Source organism: Metapseudomonas boanensis (assembly GCF_018704125.1).
GTDB lineage: Bacteria > Pseudomonadota > Gammaproteobacteria > Pseudomonadales > Pseudomonadaceae > Metapseudomonas > Metapseudomonas boanensis.
In genome coordinates this window covers 32,662-51,414 of the sequence record NZ_JAGTIS010000010.1, presented here as the reverse complement: position 1 = coordinate 51,414, position 18,753 = coordinate 32,662, and the positions used below count along the sequence as shown (strand labels likewise).

Genomic DNA, 18,753 nt, shown 5'->3' with positions numbered 1-18,753 from the left:
AGTAAACGGAGCCCCGCTTGTGGCGAGACTCCGCATAGGGGGTCGCCCGAGACGACCGCCGCTATCGGGTTTGGGCGAGTCAGGCCACCGGGGTCAGCAGCTCGCCCTTTTCGATGAAAGCCTGCAGGTTGGCAAACACCAGCTCCTCCATCTGCTGTCGGGTTTCTTCGGTGCCGCTGCCGATATGCGGCGCCAGTACCACGTTATCCAGCCCCAACAGCGCCTCCGGCACCCGCGGTTCAGCTTCGAATACGTCCAGGCCGGCGCCGCCCAGGCGGCCTTCCACCAGGGCCGCGACCAGGGCGGCTTCGTCCACCACCGAACCACGGGCGACATTGATGAGGATGCCCTGCGGCCCCAGCGCGTCGAGCACCGGTGCCGAAATCAGGTGATGAGTGGCCGCGCCGCCCGGGCAGGTCAGCACCAGGAAATCCGCCCAGCGCGCCAGCGCCAGCAGGTCGGACTCGAAGCCGTAGGGGCTGTCGGCGTCCTGTCGGCGATTGTGGTAGCGCACCGGCATATCGAAGCCACTGGCGCGACGCGCCACGTCCTTGCCGATACGGCCGAGGCCGACAATGCCCAGGCGCTTGCCGCTGACCTTGCGAGCCTGGGGGAAGTGACCGGCCGGCCAGAGGCCGGCGCGGACGAAGCGGTCGGCAGCGCTGATGCGCCGCGCGCAGTCGATCAGGAGGCCCATGGCCAGATCGGCGACGCAGTCGTTGAGCACATCCGGGGTGTAGCTGACCTGGATGCCACGTAAGCGCGCTTCGTCCACGGCTATGGCGTCATAGCCGACGCCGAAGCTGCAGATGGCACGCACACTGGGCATGCGCTCCAACATGTCGGCGGAGTAGCCGATGCGCGCCGACGTCACGACGACATCGAATTGGCCGCCGTGCTCGTCGAGATAGGCCAGGGCATCACCCTGCCGCCACAGCTGCACGACCTCGTGCTCGTCGGCCAGGCGCTGGTTGAAGCGCTCGGTCAGCGGGCCGATGTGAAGGACCTTGGGTTCCATCCGGGCTCTCCCAGTCGACATGGACGGCTCAGGTTACCGGAGCCGGGTTGAACAGGGTCAGATCGTTGTGCAGCCGATGCTTCTCGGCCCAGGTGTGCTCCTTGCCGCTGGCCACATCCAGGTAGTAGCGGAACAGCTCCCAGCCCAGTTCTTCGAGGGTGATACGGCCGGAGGTGATGCGCCCGGCGTCGACGTCGATCAGGTCCGGCCAGCGCTCGGCCAGTTGGGTGCGGGTGGAGACCTTGATCACCGGCACCATGGCCAGGCCGTAGGGCGTGCCCCGCCCGGTGGTGAAGACATGGAGGTTCATGCCCGCCGCCAGTTGCAGGGTGCCGCAGATGAAGTCGCTGGCCGGAGTGGCGCAGTACTGCAGCCCTTTGCCACGTACGCGCTCGCCGGGAGCGACGACGCCAGCGATGGCGCTGTTGCCGGATTTGGCGATGGAACCCATGGCCTTCTCGACGATGTTGTTCAGCCCGCCCTTCTTGTTGCCGGGGGTGGTGTTGGCGCTGCGATCGGCCATGCCCCGGGCGAGGTAGCGGTCGTACCAGTCCATTTCCCGCACCAGCGCCTGGGCCACTTCCGGGGTCGCTGCGCGTGGGGTGAGCAGGTGAATGCCATCGCGAACCTCGGTGTTCTCCGAGAACATCACGGTGGCGCCGGCGCGCACCAGCAGGTCGGCGGCCACGCCCAGGGCCGGATTGGCGGTGACGCCAGAGAAGGCGTCGCTGCCGCCGCACTGCATGCCCAGCACCAGCTCGGAGGCCGGGCAGGTTTCCCGACGGCGTTGGTCGAGCACCTTCAGGCGGTCTTCGATCATGCCCATGATCTGCTCGACCATACCGGCGAAGCCGCTGGCCGAATCCTGCAGGCGGAACAGCCAGGCTTCCTCGTCCTGGCCTGCGGTGAGTTCGTCGCCCGGCATCAGTTGCTCGGCCTGGAGCTTCTCGCAACCGAGGCCGATCACCAGCGCCTGTCCGCCGAGGTTGGGATTGCGGGCGATGTTGTGCAGGGTGCGGATCGGGATCACCGCATCCGGTGCGTTGATCGCCACACCGCAGCCGTAGCTGTGGGTCAGGGCCACCACGTCATCGACGTTCGGGTACTTCGGCAGGACCTCCTTGCGCACCCGTTCCACGCAGTGGTCCAGCACGCCGGTGACGCACTGCACGGTGGTGGTGACGCCGAGGATATTGCGGGTGCCGACGCTGCCATCCGGATTGCGGAAGCCTTCGAAGGTGTAGCCGGGAAGCTCCGCCAGGGTCAGCGGCAAGGCAGTGGCCATGGGCAGGTGGTCCAGCTCCGGGGCCTCGGGAATGCTCAGCAGCTCCTCGCGCACCCAGCTGCCACGGGGAATTTCCCGCAGGGCATGGCCGATGACGGTGCCATAGCGCAACACGGCACCGCCGGCGGGGATGTCGACCAGAGTGACCTTGTGGCTCTGGGGAATGGCTTCACGGGTGACCAGGCCATCGGGGAACTGGCCGCCTTCGGCCACGCCCTGCTCGTTGACGACGATGGCGACGTTGTCGTCCGGGTGCAGGCGTACGTGGCGCGGGGAGTCCTGGTGTTGGATCAACTGCATGGCTGACTCCGTTGTTGTTCTCTAGTTCAAGCATCGGCGGTGGGCTGAAGCCCACCAAACGGGTTGGTGATACGGCTGGAAATTCAGCGCACCAGGCAGGGGCGCTTGTTGTTGAAGGTCCAGTTCGGCACCAGGTACTGCATGGCCACCGCATCGTCGCGGGCGCCCAGGCCCTTTGTCTTGTAGAGCTCGTGGGCCCTGGCCAGTTCATCCATGTCCAGCTCCACCCCCAGGCCCGGCTTCTCCGGCACCTTGACCTTGCCGCCATTGATGCGCAGCGGCTCCTTCGTCAGGCGCTGGCCGTCCTGCCAGATCCAGTGGGTGTCGATGGCGGTGATCTTGCCCGGCGCCGCCGCGGCGACGTGGGTGAACATCGCCAGCGAGATGTCGAAGTGGTTGTTGGAATGCGAGCCCCAGGTCAGGCCCCAGTCATTGCACATCTGCGCCACCCGCACCGAGCCCTGCATGGTCCAGAAATGCGGGTCGGCCAGGGGGATGTCCACCGACTGCAGGGAGATGGCGTGGCCCATCTGGCGCCAGTCGGTGGCGATCATGTTGGTGGCAGTGGGCAGGCCGGTGGCGCGGCGGAATTCGGCCATCACTTCGCGGCCGGAATAGCCGTTCTCGGCGCCGCAGGGGTCTTCGGCGTAGGCCAGTACATGGTGCTGGTCGCGGCACAGGGCGATGGCTTCCTTGAGGGACCAGGCGCCGTTCGGGTCGAGGGTGATGCGCGCTTCGGGGAAGCGCTCGGCCAGGGCGGTCACCGCCTCGATTTCCTCTTCACCGCGCAGTACGCCGCCCTTGAGCTTGAAGTCATTGAATCCATAGCGGGCGTGGGCGGCCTCGGCCAGGCGCACCACCGCCTCGGGGGTCAGCGCCTCTTCGTTGCGTCGGCGGAACCAGGCGTCGTCGGCCTCTGCCTCGCTGCGGTAGCCGAGGTCGGTCTTGTTGCGGTCGCCGACGTAGAACAGGTAGCCAAGCATCTCCACCTCGTCGCGTTGCTGGCCTTCGCCCAGCAGGGCCGCCACCGGCACTTCCAGGTGCTGGCCGAGCAGGTCGAGCAGGGCTGCCTCCAGGGCGGTGACGGCATGGATGGCGATGCGCAGGTCAAAGGTCTGCAGACCCCGGCCGCCGGCATCGCGATCCGCGAAGGCTCGGCGCACCTGGTTGAGCAGGTGCTGGTAGTGGCCGATGGACTGGCCGACCAGCAGGGTGCGGGCATCCTCCAGGGTCTGGCGGATGGCTTCACCGCCGGGCACTTCGCCCACGCCGACGTGGCCGGCGTTGTCCTTCAGGATCACCACGTTGCGGGTGAAGTACGGGCCGTGGGCGCCGCTGAGGTTGAGCAGCATGCTGTCCTGACCGGCCACCGGTACGACGGTGAGCTCGGTAATGCGCGGGGTGCTGCTAGGCAGTGGGTGCTGAGTCATCTTGCTGTCCTTCTCGGGTTAACGGACCGGGCTGGCGGCGGGGGCTTCGGAAGCGGCCGCCGTATCACCGGTTTCGGGCTTTACGCCCTTGAGTTCCACACGCTTGATCTCGCCGACGATGAACAGGTAGCTGAAGGCGGCAAGGAAGGCATTGATGCCGACGAACACCAGGGCCCACTTGAAGGAGCCGGTGGCAGCGATGATGTAGCCGATGACGATCGGGGTGGTAATGGACGACAGGTTGCCGCAGGTATTGAAGATGCCGCCGGCCAGGCCCGCGATCTGCTTGGGCGCGGTATCCGACATCACCGCCCAGCCGAGGGCGCCGATGCCCTTGCCGAAGAACGCCAGGGCCATGAAACCCACCACCATCCAGTCGGCATCCACGTAGTTGCACAGGATCATGGTCATGGACAGCAGCATGCCGCTGACGATCGGGGTCTTGCGCGCCACGCTGAGGGAGTGGCCGCGACGCAGCAACCAGTCGGAGAGCACACCGCCGAGCACACCGCCGATGAAGCCGCAGATGGCCGGCAGCGAGGCGATGATGCCCGCCTTGAGGATGGTCATGCCGCGCTCCTGCACCAGGTACACCGGGAACCAGGTGAGGAAGAAGTAGGTGAGCGCGTTGATGCAGAACTGGCCCAGGTAGATGCCGGCCATCATGCGATTGCTCACCAGTTGCTTGATGTGATCCCACGTCGGGCCGTTGCCCGGCTGGCGACGGTTCTGGTCCATGTCCACCAGGGCACCGTTGCTGGCGATGTGGTCGATTTCCGCCTGGTTGATCAGCGGGTGTTCCTTGGGGTTGTAGATGAACTTCAGCCACACCCCGGAGAACAGGATCCCGATGGTGCCCATGACGATGAACACATGCTCCCAGCCCAGGCTATGGACGATCCAGCCCATCAGCGGGGCGAAGATCACCGTGGCGAAGTACTGGGCGGAGTTGAAGATCGCCGATGCGGTGCCGCGTTCGGCGGTGGGGAACCAGGCGGCGACTATGCGCGCATTGCCCGGGAAGGACGGCGCCTCGGCGAAGCCCACCAGGAAGCGCAGCAGGAACAGGGTCGCCACCGACCAGGCGATCGGCACCATGTCGACGAAGCCCTGCAGGAGGGTGAACACCGACCAGGTGAAGATGCTGAAGGCGTAGACGCGCTTGGAGCCGAAGCGATCCAGCAGCCAGCCACCCGGAATCTGGCCGAGCACGTAGGCCCAACCGAAGGCGGAAAAGATATAGCCGAGCATGACGGCGTCGATGCCGAGCTCCTTCTGAATGGCGGAGCCGGCGATGGAAATGGTGGCGCGATCGGCGTAGTTGATCGTGGTCACCAGGAACAGCATGAGCAGGATCAGGTAACGCACACGGGTTTGCTTCAGTACTTCGCCCATGGTTCTTCTCTCTGAATTGTTCTTGTCGAAGAGCTCGCGCGGGTTGCCGCGCGAGGGTTGCGTGTCATTCCGCAGGCAGCGGATGTGGTTCAGAACCTCGGCTTTTTGATCTTCCAGGCTGGGTCGTATTTGCGCATCTGCCGTGCGTCGTCACGGCTTCGGATGTCGATGGAAAGGAATTGCTCATGGAGCCTGGCCAACTGGTCCTGGTCCAGTTCCACGCCCAGGCCCGGGGCGCGGGTGATGCTGACGCAGCCATTGCGGATCGGTAGCTTGCCGCCCTTGATGACCTCCTCGTCCTCCTCCTGCCACGGGTAGTGGGTGTCGCAGGCGTAAGTCAGGTTCGGTACGGAGGCGGCTACGTGGGCCATGGCCATCAGGCTGATGCCCAGATGCGAGTTGGAGTGCATCGACAGGCCGAGGCCGAAGGTGTCGCACATCCGCGCCAGCACCTGGGTATCGCGCAGGCCGCCCCAGTAGTGGTGGTCGGCGAGGACGATCTGCACGCTGTTCAGCGCCACGCTGCGGCGGAACTCGTCGAAGTCGGTGACCACCATGTTGGTGGCCAGCGGCACGCCGGTGCGCCGGTGCAGCTCGGCCATGCCTTCCAGGCCCGGGGTGGGGTCTTCGTAGTACTGCAGGTCGTCGCCGAGCAGCTCGGCCATGCGCAGCGCGGTGTCCAGCGACCAGTTGCCATTGGGGTCGATGCGCAGCGGGTGGTTCGGGAAGGCCTTCTTCAGCGCCTTGATGCAGGCCACTTCATGTTCCGGCTGCAGGGCGCCGGCCTTCAGCTTGATGCTCTGGAAACCATGAGCTTCGATCATGCGCGCGGCCTGGGCGACGATCTGCGCCTCGGAGAGGGCCTCACCCCAGGAGTCCGGCGCGTAGGGCGCGTCGATGTGCTCGGCGTACTTGAAGAAGAGGTAGGCGCTGAAGGGCACCTCGGTGCGCACGGCGCCGCCGAGCAGGTCCACCAAAGGCATGTTCAGTGAGCGCGCCTGCAGGTCGAGGAAGGCCACTTCGAAGGCGGAATAGGCATTGGCCACCTGTTTGCTCGGGTGGGAGCCAGGAGCCAGTTCGGCACCGGCTTCGGCCGGGCCAAAGGCAGCCACGGTCTTGATGACTCGGGCGCGCAGCCCGTTCAGGTCAAAGGGATCCAGGCCGACCAGGCTGTCCTGCATGGCCATGAGGACGGTCAGTACCGGGGCATCGCCGTAGCTCTCGCCGAGGCCGATGTGACCGTTGTCGCTTTCGACCTCGATGATCGAGCGCAGCGCGAAAGGCTCGTGGATGCCGCTGGCATTGAGTAGCGGTGCATCGCGGAATGCGATGGGGGTGACTCTGACTCGTTTGATCTTCATGAATTCCTACCTGTGCTTGTTTTTATGCCGGTAGTCCATAAGGGTTCGCGGGGACATCCATTTCCCCGCGCTGGATCAGGCGCCGATGTAGCTGGTCTTCACCGTGGTGTAGAACTCCTGGGCGTACCGCCCCTGCTCGCGCGGGCCATAGGACGAACCTTTGCGGCCACCGAATGGCACGTGGTAATCCACCCCGGCAGTGGGCAGATTGACCATGACCATTCCGGCCTGGGCGTGACGCTTGAAGTGGTTGGCGTACTTGAGCGAAGTGGTGGCGATGCCGGCCGAAAGGCCGAACTCGGTGTCGTTGGCCAGCGCCAGCGCCTCTTCATAGCCGGCGACGCGGATGACGTTGGCCACCGGGCCGAAGATCTCCTCGCGGCTGATGCGCATGCCTTCATGGCTGTCGGCGAACAGGGCCGGGGCGAGGAAGTAGCCGTCGGTATCGCAGATCACCCGCTCGCCACCGGCCACCAGGCGCGCGCCTTCGTCGCGGCCGATGTCGATGTAGCGCAGGTCCTGCTCCAACTGGGCCTGGGACACCACCGGACCGATGTCGATGCCGCTATGCAGGGCATGCCCCACGCGGATGGCACGCATGCGTTCGGCCATGGCCTCGACGAAGCGGTCGTGGATGCCGGCGGTGACGATCAAGCGGCTGCTGGCGGTGCAGCGCTGGCCGGTGGAGTAGAAGGCGCTTTGCACGGCGAGTTCGACGGCGGTCTTGAGGTCGGCGTCGTCGAGGATTACCTGCGGATTCTTGCCGCCCATCTCCAGCTGCACCTTGGCACCACGGGCGACACAGGTGGCGGCGATGCTGCGGCCAACACCGACGGAGCCGGTGAAGCTGATGCCGTCGACGCGGTTGTCATTGACCATCGCCTCGCCGACCACGCGGCCACTGCCCATCACCAGGTTGAACACCCCGGCGGGGAAACCGGCGCGAGAGATGATCTCGGCCAGGGCCCAGGCGCTTCCCGGCACCAGATCGGCCGGTTTGAACACCACGCAGTTGCCGTAGGCCAGAGCCGGGGCGATCTTCCAGGCCGGGATGGCGATGGGGAAGTTCCAGGGAGTGATCAGGCCGATCACGCCCAGGGGTTCGCGGGTGACTTCCACCGAGACGCCGGGGCGCACCGAGGGCAGGACTTCACCGGCCAGGCGCAGGCATTCACCGGCGAAGAACTTGAAGATGTTGCCGGCGCGGCTGACCTCGCCAATGGCTTCGGGCAGGGTCTTGCCCTCTTCCCGCGCCAGCAGGGTGCCCAGCTCTTCGCGACGAGCGAGGATCTCGCTGCCGACCTTGTCCAGGGCGTCGGCGCGGGCCTGGATGCCGGACACCGACCAGGCCGGGAAGGCCGCACGGGCCGCCTCGATGGCCTGGGCCACCTGGGCGGTGTCGGCCTGGGCGTACTCGCCCAGGCAATCGGAGAGGTCGGAGGGGTTGATGTTGCGCGAGTAGCCGCTGCCGGCCACCCATTCCCCGCCGATGTAGTTGTCGAAGCGTTTCTCAGTCACGAGCCTTCTCCTGGTTGCGGATCACTGCGCGCCTTGGGCGTCGATCAGCGCGGCAAGTTGCTCGTACTCGCCCGGCAGCAGGTCGGTCAGCGGTGCGCGGACCGGGCCGGCGTCGTGGCCGACGATACGCGCGCCGGCTTTCACGATGCTGACGGCATAACCGGCGCGGCGATTGCGGATTTCCAGGTAGGGCAGGAAGAAATCGTCGATCAGTTTGCCGACGGTGGCGTGGTCGTCGGCGGCGACGGCCTTGTAGAAGTCCATCGCCGTCTTCGGGATGAAATTGAACACGGCGGAGGAGTAGACCGGCACGCCCAGGGCCTTGTAGGCCGCGGCATAGACCTCGGCGGTGGGCAGGCCGCCCAGGTAGCTGAAGCGCTCGCCGAGGCGGCGGCGGATGGACACCATCAGCTCGATGTCGCCCAGGCCGTCCTTGTAGCCGATCAGGTTCGGGCAGCGCTCGGCCAGTCGCTCCAGCAGCGCCGGAGTCAGGCGGCAGACGTTGCGGTTGTAGACCACCACACCGATGTTCACCGATTTGCAGACCTGCTCGACATGCTCGGCTACGCCTTCCTGGCTGGCTTCGGTGAGGTAGTGCGGCAGCAGCAGCAGACCTTTGGCGCCAAGACGCTCGACCTCCTGGGCGTACTGGATGGCCAGGCGGGTCGGACCACCGACGCCGGCGAGGATCGGCACGCTGCCGGCGCAGGTGTCGACGGCGGTCTTGATGATCGCGGAGTACTCGTCCGGCGCCAGGGAGAAGAATTCACCGGTACCGCCCGCAGCGAACAGCGCCGATGCGCCGTAGGGAGCCAGCCACTCCAGGCGACGGGCGTAGCTGCTGGCGTTGAAGTTGCCGGCAGCGTCGAAGTCGGTGACGGGGAAGGACAGCAGCCCGGAGGAGAGGATGGACTTGAGTTCTTGTGGATTCATTATTCGAGCACCCTGCGAAGCGGTTTGAGTGGAGCCGGGGCGAACCGGCCTTAGAGATACGTTATCGTACAACTTAAAGGACTGCCAACCACCGTTCATCCTCTTGTGCGCTCATCGCCCGCTATCGCTGCGTGAAACGCCCTACCCGCTTCCATGCCATGCAAGCGTTCTAAATCAGGGCATTCACCCTAAAGCCTGCCGGGTACGAGATGAATCGACGACTGCGCAAGTGGCTGTCCTGCAACCGGGTCTTTCGACCCGTCGACACCTGTCTTGCCTGCAACAATCCGAACCAGTTGTACGACAACATATAACAGCAAATCTTGTAGGACAACTCCCGGACGGAAAAAAGTTGCGCCCTTTTCCTCGGCACTCGACTGACCGTAGGGCGCGCTGTGCGCACCAATCGCTGGATCAGCACAGCGCGCAACGTCCAACCTCTGGTGCGCGCGGCGCACCCTACCCCCCAGCCTCACCCAGGGCGTAGCAGGCAGAGAGAGTTGCTCGTGTCCACGTCCAAATAAAAAGGGCCGCTCGATGCGGCCCTTGCTTTGCGCGGATCGACCTCAGCCCTACCGGGCCTTCTCGGCCTCTTCATGGGCCTGGCGCAGGCGTTCGCGGCTGTTGGTCAGGTGCAGGCGCATGGCCGCCCGGGCCGCGTCGCTGTCCTGGCGGGCAATGGCCTCATAGATGTCCTCGTGCTCACGGCTCAGGCGAGCGAGGTAATGCTCGCGATCGTCATGGGCGATACGCGCCGAGTTGAGCCGGGTGCGCGGAATGATGCTGGTGCCCAGGTGGGTCATGATGTCGACGAAGTAGCGGTTGCCGGTGGCCAGGGCGATCTGCAGGTGAAACTGGAAGTCCGAAGCCACTGCGTCGGTGCCGTGGGCGGCGCTGAGGAAGCTGTCCAGCGCCTCGCGCATGGCGGCAAGTTGCTCCGGACTGCGGCGCTGGGCGGCGAGACCGGCGGACTCCACCTCCAGGCTGATACGCAACTCGAGAACGGCCATGACGTCGCGCAAGGTGACTATGGTCGCCGGGTCGATGCGGAAGCCGCTGGGACTCGGCGTATCCAGCACAAAGGTGCCGATACCATGGCGGGTTTCCACCAGTCCGGCCGCCTGCAGCCGCGAGATAGCCTCCCGCACCACGGTGCGGCTCACGCCCTGCGCTTCCATGATGGCGGACTCAGTGGGCAGCTTCTCGCCCCGCTTGATCACGCCACTCTGGATCTGCTGGGAAAGCTCGGCCACCAGTTCCTGTGCCAGGCTACGGTGCTTGCGGCGCGGGCGCGGCTGGCTGCTTGGGTTGTCCATTGCGAAGGTCGGTCCGGTGGAAACTGAGGGCTAATCATAGCCCAGCGAGTTGTACGATGACACTCATCCCGCCCCATGGTCGGAGGCGGAAACGAAAAAGGCGCAGCCCGGGGGCTGCGCCTTTGTCTTTACGCCTGGGCGATTCGACTCAGAACGGAATATCGTCGTCGAAGCTGTCGTAGTCCGGCGCCGGCTGGGCGGCGGGCTGGGGAGCCGGACGCTGCTGCGGGGCGGACTGCTGCGGCTCGCGCTGCGGGCGCGGGGCACGTGGGGCATCGCCCTCGCTGCCGGGGCGGCCGCCGAGCAGCTGCATGTTGCCGTTGATGTCGACCACGATCTCGGTGGTGTAGCGCTTCACGCCGTCCTTTTCCCACTCGCGGGTGCGCAGGGAACCTTCGACGTAGACTTGCGAGCCCTTGCGCAGGTACTCGCCGGCGATTTCGGCGAGGCGGCCGAAGAACACCACGCGGTGCCACTCGGTACGCTCCTGCTGCTGGCCGGTCTGCTTGTCCTTCCAGGACTCGCTGGTGGCCAGGGTGACGTTGGTCACCGCGTTGCCGTTGGGCAGATAGCGGGTCTCCGGATCACCACCGACGTTACCAACCAGAATGACTTTGTTAACCCCACGGGCCATGACGTTCTCCTAGGCTTCAGCACGTTCGGGCGCAGGCGTAACCAGGCGCTCCAGGGACGTGCGGTCCAATTGTTCGGTATCCACTTTGATATAGATGGCAGCTTCTTCGGCCACCACCACGGCATCCGCCACTCCGGGCACAGCCAACAAACGCTCGGCCAACCTGGCATCTGCAAGGGCCGCTGCACAAAGCGGCAGGCGCAGGCTGGTCACATAAGGCGGTTCGCGCATAGTAACAGCAATAGCCAGCCAAATTGCACAGGCCACGGCACAGCCGACGAAAACCGTGGCCACGCCACCATACTCGAATAGCCAGCCTCCGAGGATGCCGCCGACGGCCGCGCCGAGGAACTGACTGGTGGAATAGACGCCCATCGCAGTGCCCTTGCCTCCGGCCGGGGCGACCTTGCTGATTAGCGAGGGCAGCGACGCCTCCAGCAGGTTGAAGGCGGTAAAGAAGACGATGGCGCCGAACACCAGAGCTCGCAGGCTGTCGCCGAACTGCCAGAAGAACAGCTCGCAAGCGAGCAGCACGGCGACTGCGCCGGTCAGCACGCGCTTCATCTGACGCTTCTTCTCGCCATAGATGATGAAAGGAACCATGCCGAAGAAGCCCACCAGCAGCGCGGTGAGGTACACCCACCAGTGCTCTTCCTTGGGCAGGCCGGCCTTTTCTACCAGCGCCAGCGGCAGGGCGACGAAACTCGCCATGAGGATGGCGTGGAGGGCAAGGATGCCGAAGTCCAGGCGCAGCAGGTCGGGGTGCCTGAGGGTTGGCATCAGCGCCTGGCGCGCCACGCCGGACTCACGATGCTGCAGAGGATGGGCCGCACGCGGCACCATGAGGGCGATGATCACGATGCCCAACAGGGCCATTCCGGCAGTGGTCCAGAACAACCCGGCGAGGCCAAAGGCGCGGGTCAGCAACGGGCCGACCACCATGGCAACCGCAAAGGACACACCGATGCTCATGCCAATCATGGCCATCGCCTTGGTCCGGTGCTGCTCGCGGGTGAGATCGGAAAGCAGCGCCATCACGGCCGCCGAGATGGCCCCGGCGCCCTGCAAGACACGCCCGGCGATCACTCCCCAGATGGAATCGGCATTGGCTGCCAACGCCGCCCCCGCGGCGAAGATCAACAGGCCGACATAGATCACCGGCAGGCGGCCGATGCGGTCGGAAATCACGCCAAAGGGAATCTGCAGTAGGGCCTGGGTCAGGCCATAGGCACCAATTGCAAGGCCGATCAGCGCCGGGGTGGCGCCGGCCAGGTCCTGACCATAGGTAGCCAGGACCGGCAAGACCATGAACATGCCGAGCATGCGGAACGCGAAGACCAGGGCCAGGCCGCTGGCGGCTCGCGTCTCTCTGCCGCTCATGCGTTCCGAGTGGAGATCGTGCATAGATGCCTCAAGGAAAATCGGTTGGGGCTTGCGTCGTGCGCCCTGTTTGGCGAACCACCCGCTCCAGGGTGTCCGGCTGCGGCCGGTGCCGAAAAATGACGCGCATTCTAACAGCCCCTTTCCTCCTCGGCACAGTCGTGACGCTTTGCCGCGCCCGTCCTGCGGGCCGTATAATTGCGGGTTTCCGCCCGCCAAGCGAGGCCGTTGTGGACAAGATCCTGATACGTGGGGCACGCACCCACAACCTGAAGAACATCGATCTCACCCTGCCCCGCGATAAGCTGATCGTGATCACTGGCCTGTCGGGCTCTGGCAAGTCATCGCTGGCCTTCGACACCCTCTATGCCGAAGGTCAGCGCCGCTACGTGGAGTCACTGTCGGCCTACGCCCGGCAGTTCCTGTCGATGATGGAGAAGCCGGACGTCGATACCATCGAGGGCCTGTCGCCCGCAATTTCCATCGAGCAGAAGTCGACTTCCCACAACCCGCGCTCGACCGTGGGCACCATCACCGAGATCTACGACTACCTGCGCCTGCTCTACGCCCGCGTCGGCATTCCGCGCTGCCCGGACCATGACGTCCCGCTGGAAGCACAGACCGTGAGCCAGATGGTCGACCAGGTCCTGGACCTGCCGGAAGGTCGCAAGCTGATGCTGCTGGCACCGGTGATTCGCGAGCGCAAGGGCGAGCACCTCGCGGTGTTCGAGGAGCTGCGTGCCCAAGGCTTCGTCCGCGCGCGGGTCAACGGCAAGCTCTACGAACTGGACGAACTACCCAAGCTGGACAAGCAGAAGAAGCACTCCATCGATGTGGTCGTCGACCGCTTCAAGGTGCGCGAGGATCTGCAGCAACGCCTGGCGGAGTCCTTCGAAACGGCTATCAACCTCGCCGACGGCATCGCCCTGGTAGCGCCGATGGACGACGAACCCGGCGAGGAGATCATCTTCTCCGCACGTTTTGCCTGCCCCCATTGCGGCCACTCCATCAGCGAGTTGGAGCCCAAGCTGTTCTCCTTCAACAATCCGGCCGGCGCCTGCCCCACCTGTGACGGCCTGGGGGTGAAGCAGTTCTTCGATGCCAAGCGCCTCGTGCATGGCGAACTGACCCTTGCCGAGGGCGCAATCCGCGGCTGGGACCGCCGCAACGTCTACTACTTTCAGATGCTCGGCTCACTCGCCGCGCATTACGGCTTCAGCCTGGAAAAACCGTTTGACGACCTGTCCGCCGAGCACCAGAAGGCGATCCTCTTCGGCAGCGGCCGCGAGGATGTCGACTTCCGCTACCTCAATGACCGCGGCGATATCGTCAAGCGCTCCCACCCCTTCGAAGGCATCATCCCGAACCTCGAACGGCGCTACCGCGAAACCGAATCGGCCAGCGTGCGCGAAGAGCTGGCCAAGTTCCTCAGCACCCAGCCTTGCCCTGATTGCCGTGGCACCCGCCTGCGTCGGGAAGCCCGTCACGTCTGGGTGGGCGAAAAGACCCTGCCAGCAGTCACTGGCCTGCCGGTGGGGGATGCCGCCCATTACTTCGGCGGCCTGAGCCTGACCGGCCGGCGCGGCGAGATTGCCGAGAAGATCCTCAAGGAGATCCGCGAGCGCCTTCAGTTTCTGGTCAACGTGGGCCTGGACTACCTGACCCTCGACCGTAGCGCCGACACCCTGTCCGGTGGCGAGGCACAGCGCATCCGCTTGGCCAGCCAGATCGGCGCAGGCCTGGTCGGTGTGATGTACATCCTCGACGAACCGTCCATCGGCCTTCACCAGCGCGATAACGAACGCCTGCTGGCGACCCTTACCCACCTGCGCAACCTGGGCAACACGGTGATCGTCGTCGAGCACGACGAAGACGCCATTCGCCTCGCCGACTATGTTGTCGACATCGGCCCCGGCGCTGGAGTACACGGCGGGCAGATCGTCGCCGAGGGCACGCCGGACGATGTGATGTCGCACCCTGATTCGTTGACCGGCAAATACCTGTCGGGCCGAGTGAAAATAAAGATTCCAGCCGAGCGAACCCCTCGCGACAAGAAGAAGTTGCTCAAGCTAAAGGGCGCACGTGGCAACAACCTGCGGCAGGTAGACCTGGAGATTCCGGTGGGGCTACTGACCTGCGTGACCGGCGTGTCCGGCTCGGGCAAGTCGACGCTTATCAACAACACCCTGTTCCCCATCACCGCCACCGCCCTGAACGGCGTCACCTCGCTGGAGGCCGCCGCGCACGACAGCTTCGACGGCCTGCAGCACCTGGACAAGGTAGTAGACATCGACCAGAGCCCGATCGGCCGCACGCCACGCTCCAACCCGGCGACTTACACCGGGCTGTTCACGCCGATCCGAGAGCTGTTCTCGGGCGTCCCCGAATCCCGCTCGCGGGGCTACGGGCCCGGACGTTTCTCCTTCAACGTCAAGGGCGGCCGCTGCGAGGCCTGCCAGGGCGATGGCGTAATCAAGGTGGAGATGCACTTTCTGCCGGACATCTACGTGCCGTGCGACGTATGCAAGGGTAAACGCTACAACCGCGAGACCCTGGAGATCCGCTACAAGGGCAAGAGCATCCATGAGGTGCTGGAGATGACCATCGAGGAAGCCCGGGTGTTCTTTGACGCAGTGCCAGCCATTGCCCGCAAGCTACAAACGCTGATCGATGTGGGCTTGTCATATATCCGCCTGGGCCAGTCGGCGACCACCCTGTCCGGAGGCGAAGCGCAGCGGGTGAAGTTGTCTCGCGAACTGTCCAAGCGCGATACCGGCAAGACGCTCTACATCCTCGACGAACCCACCACCGGGCTGCACTTCGCGGATATCCAGCAGTTGCTGGATGTCCTGCATCGCCTGCGCGACCACGGCAATACCGTCGTGGTGATCGAGCACAACCTGGATGTGATCAAGACGGCGGACTGGCTGGTGGACCTCGGCCCAGAGGGTGGTTCCAAAGGCGGCCAGATCATCGCCACCGGCACACCGGAAGAGGTCGCCGACATGCCGCAGTCGCACACCGGACACTTTCTGAAGCCGTTGCTGGAGCGCGATCGCGCCTGACGCGAAAAGCAGTCATGCAGAAGGCCGGGCAGCAATGCCCGGCCTTTTTGTTTGCTCTGCTCTGGGCCGAACAACGCGAAGAGCAACGCTGGAGCCATCTCCGCTGGGCTCCGCTGCACGCTTCACTAACCTCTAGGGAAGTCACCTTCAGCGCTGCGCGAACGCCACTGCCGAAAATATCGACAGCCTCCGCATTTCTCCAATGCTTGTGGCCCTGCGCCGTCTTGAAGTGGAACTTGACCCAGACGCGCCCTTTGGCCGCACTGATGAAGCTGTAGACGTGCGAGCCGTAGCCATTGATGTGCCGAAGATCGGTCGGTAACTCGCGATCGGACATGGGAATCATGACCTGGCGCAGCCTCTCTGGTGATAGCGACCAGAAATCCCAGACTGCGTTATTGGAGCGCAGGTTCGTATTGGCGTGGCGCTTCTGGGTATGGATGAAGTCAGGGAATTTCAGCGGGTCGCGGTGGCGGAACGTTGGGTGTTGTTACCCACCATGCCCCAGTTGCCGTACTCGGTTCGGAACTTCAGGGCAAAGCCACGCACATCCCGCTCGGCGTCTGCAGCAGCCAATTCACCGGCAACCGTGGAGAACCGCGCAAGCACCCTGATTTGCTTGCCAACCCGGGAGAACAGCCAGGCCTTCGAGTACTAGGAGATGTCATTGGTATGATGATGGTGCCGTATGCGCCCCAGCCTTAGGCGTGCGCGAAGCGCTCAGGGATGCGCTCACGGTTCTGATGCGCCAGCTTCACGATGAACTGATAGTCCTGCATCAACAGCGGGCCTTGAGGACCGGCACTCAGGGAATTCTGGTTCTCAGCAATGGAACTGCCAGCGCAGGTGGTCATTGCTGGTTCCTGCTCATGCTCAATTCTCTTCCGGCGCTTGATCGTTCGGTCATTCCGATGGCAGCGAGTATCAAGCTGACGGCACAGAGCATCAACCTTATTACAATCAGCAAGCCGATAGATTTTTACTAATGAAACAAGCATAAAAAACCGGGCACAAGGCCCGGTTTTTCATCGCGACCGACTTACTCGGCTGCAGCTTCGACTTCACCAGTGACCGGGCGGTCAACCAGCTCGACGTAAGCCATAGGAGCGTTGTCGCCAGCGCGGAAACCGCACTTCAGGATGCGCAGGTAGCCGCCCTGACGGTTGGCGTAGCGCTTGCCCAGATCGTTGAACAGTTTGCCAACGATGGCTTTCGAACGAGTACGGTCGAAGGCCAGACGACGGTTGGCAACGCTGTCTTCCTTGGCCAGAGTGATCAGCGGCTCGGCAACGCGACGCAGTTCCTTGGCTTTGGGCAGGGTGGTTTTGATCAGTTCGTGCTCGAACAGCGACACCGCCATGTTCTGGAACATGGCCTTGCGGTGTGCGCTGGTGCGGCTCAGGTGACGGCCACTTTTACGATGACGCATGGTTCAATTCCTTACCAAACTCACGTTCGGTGATTACGACGATCAGGCAGTCGCCTTGTCGTCCTTCTTAAGACTTGCCGGCGGCCAGTTGTCGAGGCGCATACCGAGGGACAGACCACGGGAGGCCAGGACGTCCTTGATCTCGGTCAGGGACTTCTTGCCCAGGTTCGGAGTCTTCAACAGTTCTACTTCAGTGCGCTGAATCAGATCACCGATGTAGTAGATGTTCTCCGCCTTGAGGCAGTTGGCCGAACGTACGGTCAGCTCAAGATCATCAACCGGGCGAAGCAGGATCGGATCGATCTCGTCTTCCTGCTCGACTACGACCGGCTCGCTGTCGCCTTTGAGGTCGACGAACGCTGCCAGCTGCTGTTGCAGGATGGTAGCGGCACGACGGATAGCCTCTTCAGGGTCCAGGGTACCGTTGGTTTCAAGATCTATGACCAGCTTGTCCAGGTTGGTGCGCTGCTCGACACGGGCGTTTTCAACCACGTAAGCAACACGGCGGACGGGGCTGAACGTAGCGTCGAGCTGCAGACGACCAATGCTGCGGCTCTCGTCCTCGTCGCTCTGGCGCGCGTCAGCCGGCTCATAGCCACGGCCACGGGACACCTTGAGCTTCATGTTCAGCGCGCCGTTATCCGCCAGGTTGGCGATCACGTGGTCGCCGTTGACGATTTCGACATCATGATCCAGCTGAATATCGGCAGCAGTGACCGCGCCCGAACCTTTCTTGGAGAGGTTCAGCGTTACTTCGTCACGGCCGTGCAGCTTGACAGCCAGACCTTTGAGGTTCAGGAGGATCTCGATGACATCTTCCTGAACACCCTCGATGGCGCTGTACTCGTGGAGTACGCCGTCGATCTCGGCCTCGACTACTGCACAGCCAGGCATGGAGGACAACAGGATGCGACGCAGCGCGTTGCCCAGGGTATGGCCGAAACCACGCTCGAGAGGCTCAAGCGTGATCTTGGCGCGGGTCGGACTGACCACCTGCACATCAATGTGGCGGGGGGTCAGGAACTCATTTACCGAACTCTGCATGGATGCACCTATTTTCTAGCCCTTACTTGGAGTAGAGCTCGACAATCAGGTTTTCGTTGATGTCGGCGGACAGATCGCTACGAGCCGGTACGCTCTTGAACACACCGGACTTCTTCTCAGCGTCAACCTCAACCCACTCGACGCGGCCGCGCTGGGCGCACAGTTCGAGGGCTTGGGCGATACGCAGTTGGTTCTTCGATTTCTCGCGAACGGCAACGACGTCACCAGCTTTGACCTGGTAGGACGGAACGTTCACGGTCTGACCGTTAACGCTGATGGCCTTGTGGGAAACCAGCTGGCGGGATTCGGAACGGGTAGCACCGAAGCCCATGCGGTACACGACGTTGTCCAGGCGGCACTCGAGGAGTTGCAGCAGGTTTTCGCCAGTAGCGCCTTTACGGCCAGCAGCTTCCTTGTAGTAGTTACCGAACTGACGCTCCAGTACACCGTAGATGCGGCGGACTTTCTGCTTTTCACGCAGCTGGGTACCGTAGTCGGACAGGCGACCACGACGAGCGCCGTGCTGGCCAGGAGCCGATTCGATGTTGCACTTGGATTCGAGCGCGCGAGCACCACTCTTCAGGAAGAGGTCGGTACCTTCACGACGGGACAGTTTGCACTTGGGACCAATGTAACGAGCCATTT

Annotated in this window: 15 protein-coding genes and 1 pseudogene; 1 reads left to right on the top strand and 15 read right to left on the bottom strand. The window is 63.9% G+C overall.

Translation table 11 applies throughout. From position 1 onward, the window contains the following. Positions 1 to 79: 79 nt before the first annotated feature. From J7302_RS17730 to J7302_RS17685, 10 genes are all read right to left on the bottom strand, one after another. On the bottom strand, positions 80 to 1,018 hold the full coding sequence (locus tag J7302_RS17730; protein WP_215377636.1) for a 2-hydroxyacid dehydrogenase: 939 nt from the start codon (positions 1,016 to 1,018) through the stop codon (positions 80 to 82). Between the two features lie 28 nt (positions 1,019 to 1,046). Next, entirely contained in the window at positions 1,047 to 2,603 is a 1,557-nt protein-coding gene (gene garD / locus J7302_RS17725) for a galactarate dehydratase (protein ID WP_215377634.1), read from the bottom strand. Between the two features lie 83 nt (positions 2,604 to 2,686). Continuing rightward, positions 2,687 to 4,033 carry a glucarate dehydratase gene (gudD, locus tag J7302_RS17720; RefSeq protein ID WP_215377632.1) on the bottom strand — a complete coding sequence of 449 codons (1,347 nt, stop codon included), beginning with the start codon at positions 4,031 to 4,033 and terminating at the stop codon, positions 2,687 to 2,689. Between the two features lie 18 nt (positions 4,034 to 4,051). Then, the gene (locus J7302_RS17715; RefSeq protein ID WP_215377630.1) at positions 4,052 to 5,428 is read right to left on the bottom strand and encodes an MFS transporter; all 1,377 of its coding nucleotides are present in this window, start codon (positions 5,426 to 5,428) and stop codon (positions 4,052 to 4,054) included. 89 nt (positions 5,429 to 5,517) lie between these two features. After that, on the bottom strand, positions 5,518 to 6,789 hold the full coding sequence (locus J7302_RS17710; protein ID WP_215377627.1) for a glucarate dehydratase family protein: 1,272 nt from the start codon (positions 6,787 to 6,789) through the stop codon (positions 5,518 to 5,520). Positions 6,790 to 6,864: 75 nt separating this feature from the next. Next, the gene (locus J7302_RS17705) at positions 6,865 to 8,307 is read right to left on the bottom strand and encodes an aldehyde dehydrogenase family protein (RefSeq protein ID WP_215377625.1); all 1,443 of its coding nucleotides are present in this window, start codon (positions 8,305 to 8,307) and stop codon (positions 6,865 to 6,867) included. 21 nt (positions 8,308 to 8,328) lie between these two features. Next, the gene (kdgD, locus tag J7302_RS17700; protein WP_215377623.1) at positions 8,329 to 9,240 is read right to left on the bottom strand and encodes a 5-dehydro-4-deoxyglucarate dehydratase; all 912 of its coding nucleotides are present in this window, start codon (positions 9,238 to 9,240) and stop codon (positions 8,329 to 8,331) included. A 572-nt stretch (positions 9,241 to 9,812) separates the two neighbouring features. After that, on the bottom strand, positions 9,813 to 10,556 hold the full coding sequence (locus J7302_RS17695; protein WP_215377620.1) for a FadR/GntR family transcriptional regulator: 744 nt from the start codon (positions 10,554 to 10,556) through the stop codon (positions 9,813 to 9,815). Positions 10,557 to 10,704: 148 nt separating this feature from the next. Continuing rightward, a complete protein-coding gene (locus J7302_RS17690; protein ID WP_215377618.1) occupies positions 10,705 to 11,190 on the bottom strand; it encodes a single-stranded DNA-binding protein in 486 nt (161 codons plus the stop codon). 9 nt (positions 11,191 to 11,199) lie between these two features. After that, positions 11,200 to 12,594, bottom strand: a complete 1,395-nt coding sequence (locus J7302_RS17685; protein WP_215377616.1) for an MFS transporter — start codon at positions 12,592 to 12,594, stop codon at positions 11,200 to 11,202. A gap of 206 nt (positions 12,595 to 12,800) precedes the next feature. Between J7302_RS17685 and uvrA the strand changes: the two genes are divergently transcribed. After that, positions 12,801 to 15,635, top strand: a complete 2,835-nt coding sequence (gene uvrA / locus J7302_RS17680; RefSeq protein WP_215377613.1) for an excinuclease ABC subunit UvrA — start codon at positions 12,801 to 12,803, stop codon at positions 15,633 to 15,635. Here uvrA and J7302_RS27035 read toward each other — a convergent pair. From J7302_RS27035 to rpsD, 5 genes and pseudogenes are all read right to left on the bottom strand, one after another. Then, a pseudogene (locus J7302_RS27035) lies at positions 15,541 to 16,244 on the bottom strand (catalase). The gene uvrA and the pseudogene J7302_RS27035 sit on opposite strands and share 95 nt — an antisense overlap. Before the next feature lie 92 nt (positions 16,245 to 16,336). Then, complete coding sequence (locus J7302_RS27030; RefSeq protein WP_394359099.1) at positions 16,337 to 16,489, bottom strand: catalase; 153 nt, start codon at positions 16,487 to 16,489, stop codon at positions 16,337 to 16,339. A 185-nt stretch (positions 16,490 to 16,674) separates the two neighbouring features. Beyond that, a complete protein-coding gene (gene rplQ / locus J7302_RS17670; RefSeq protein ID WP_215377611.1) occupies positions 16,675 to 17,064 on the bottom strand; it encodes a 50S ribosomal protein L17 in 390 nt (129 codons plus the stop codon). Between the two features lie 42 nt (positions 17,065 to 17,106). Next, the gene (locus tag J7302_RS17665; protein ID WP_215377609.1) at positions 17,107 to 18,108 is read right to left on the bottom strand and encodes a DNA-directed RNA polymerase subunit alpha; all 1,002 of its coding nucleotides are present in this window, start codon (positions 18,106 to 18,108) and stop codon (positions 17,107 to 17,109) included. 22 nt (positions 18,109 to 18,130) lie between these two features. Then, positions 18,131 to 18,751: a 30S ribosomal protein S4 gene (gene rpsD / locus J7302_RS17660; RefSeq protein WP_215377607.1), complete on the bottom strand. Its 621-nt coding sequence runs from the start codon at positions 18,749 to 18,751 to the stop codon at positions 18,131 to 18,133. Between the last annotated feature and the right edge of the window lie 2 nt (positions 18,752 to 18,753).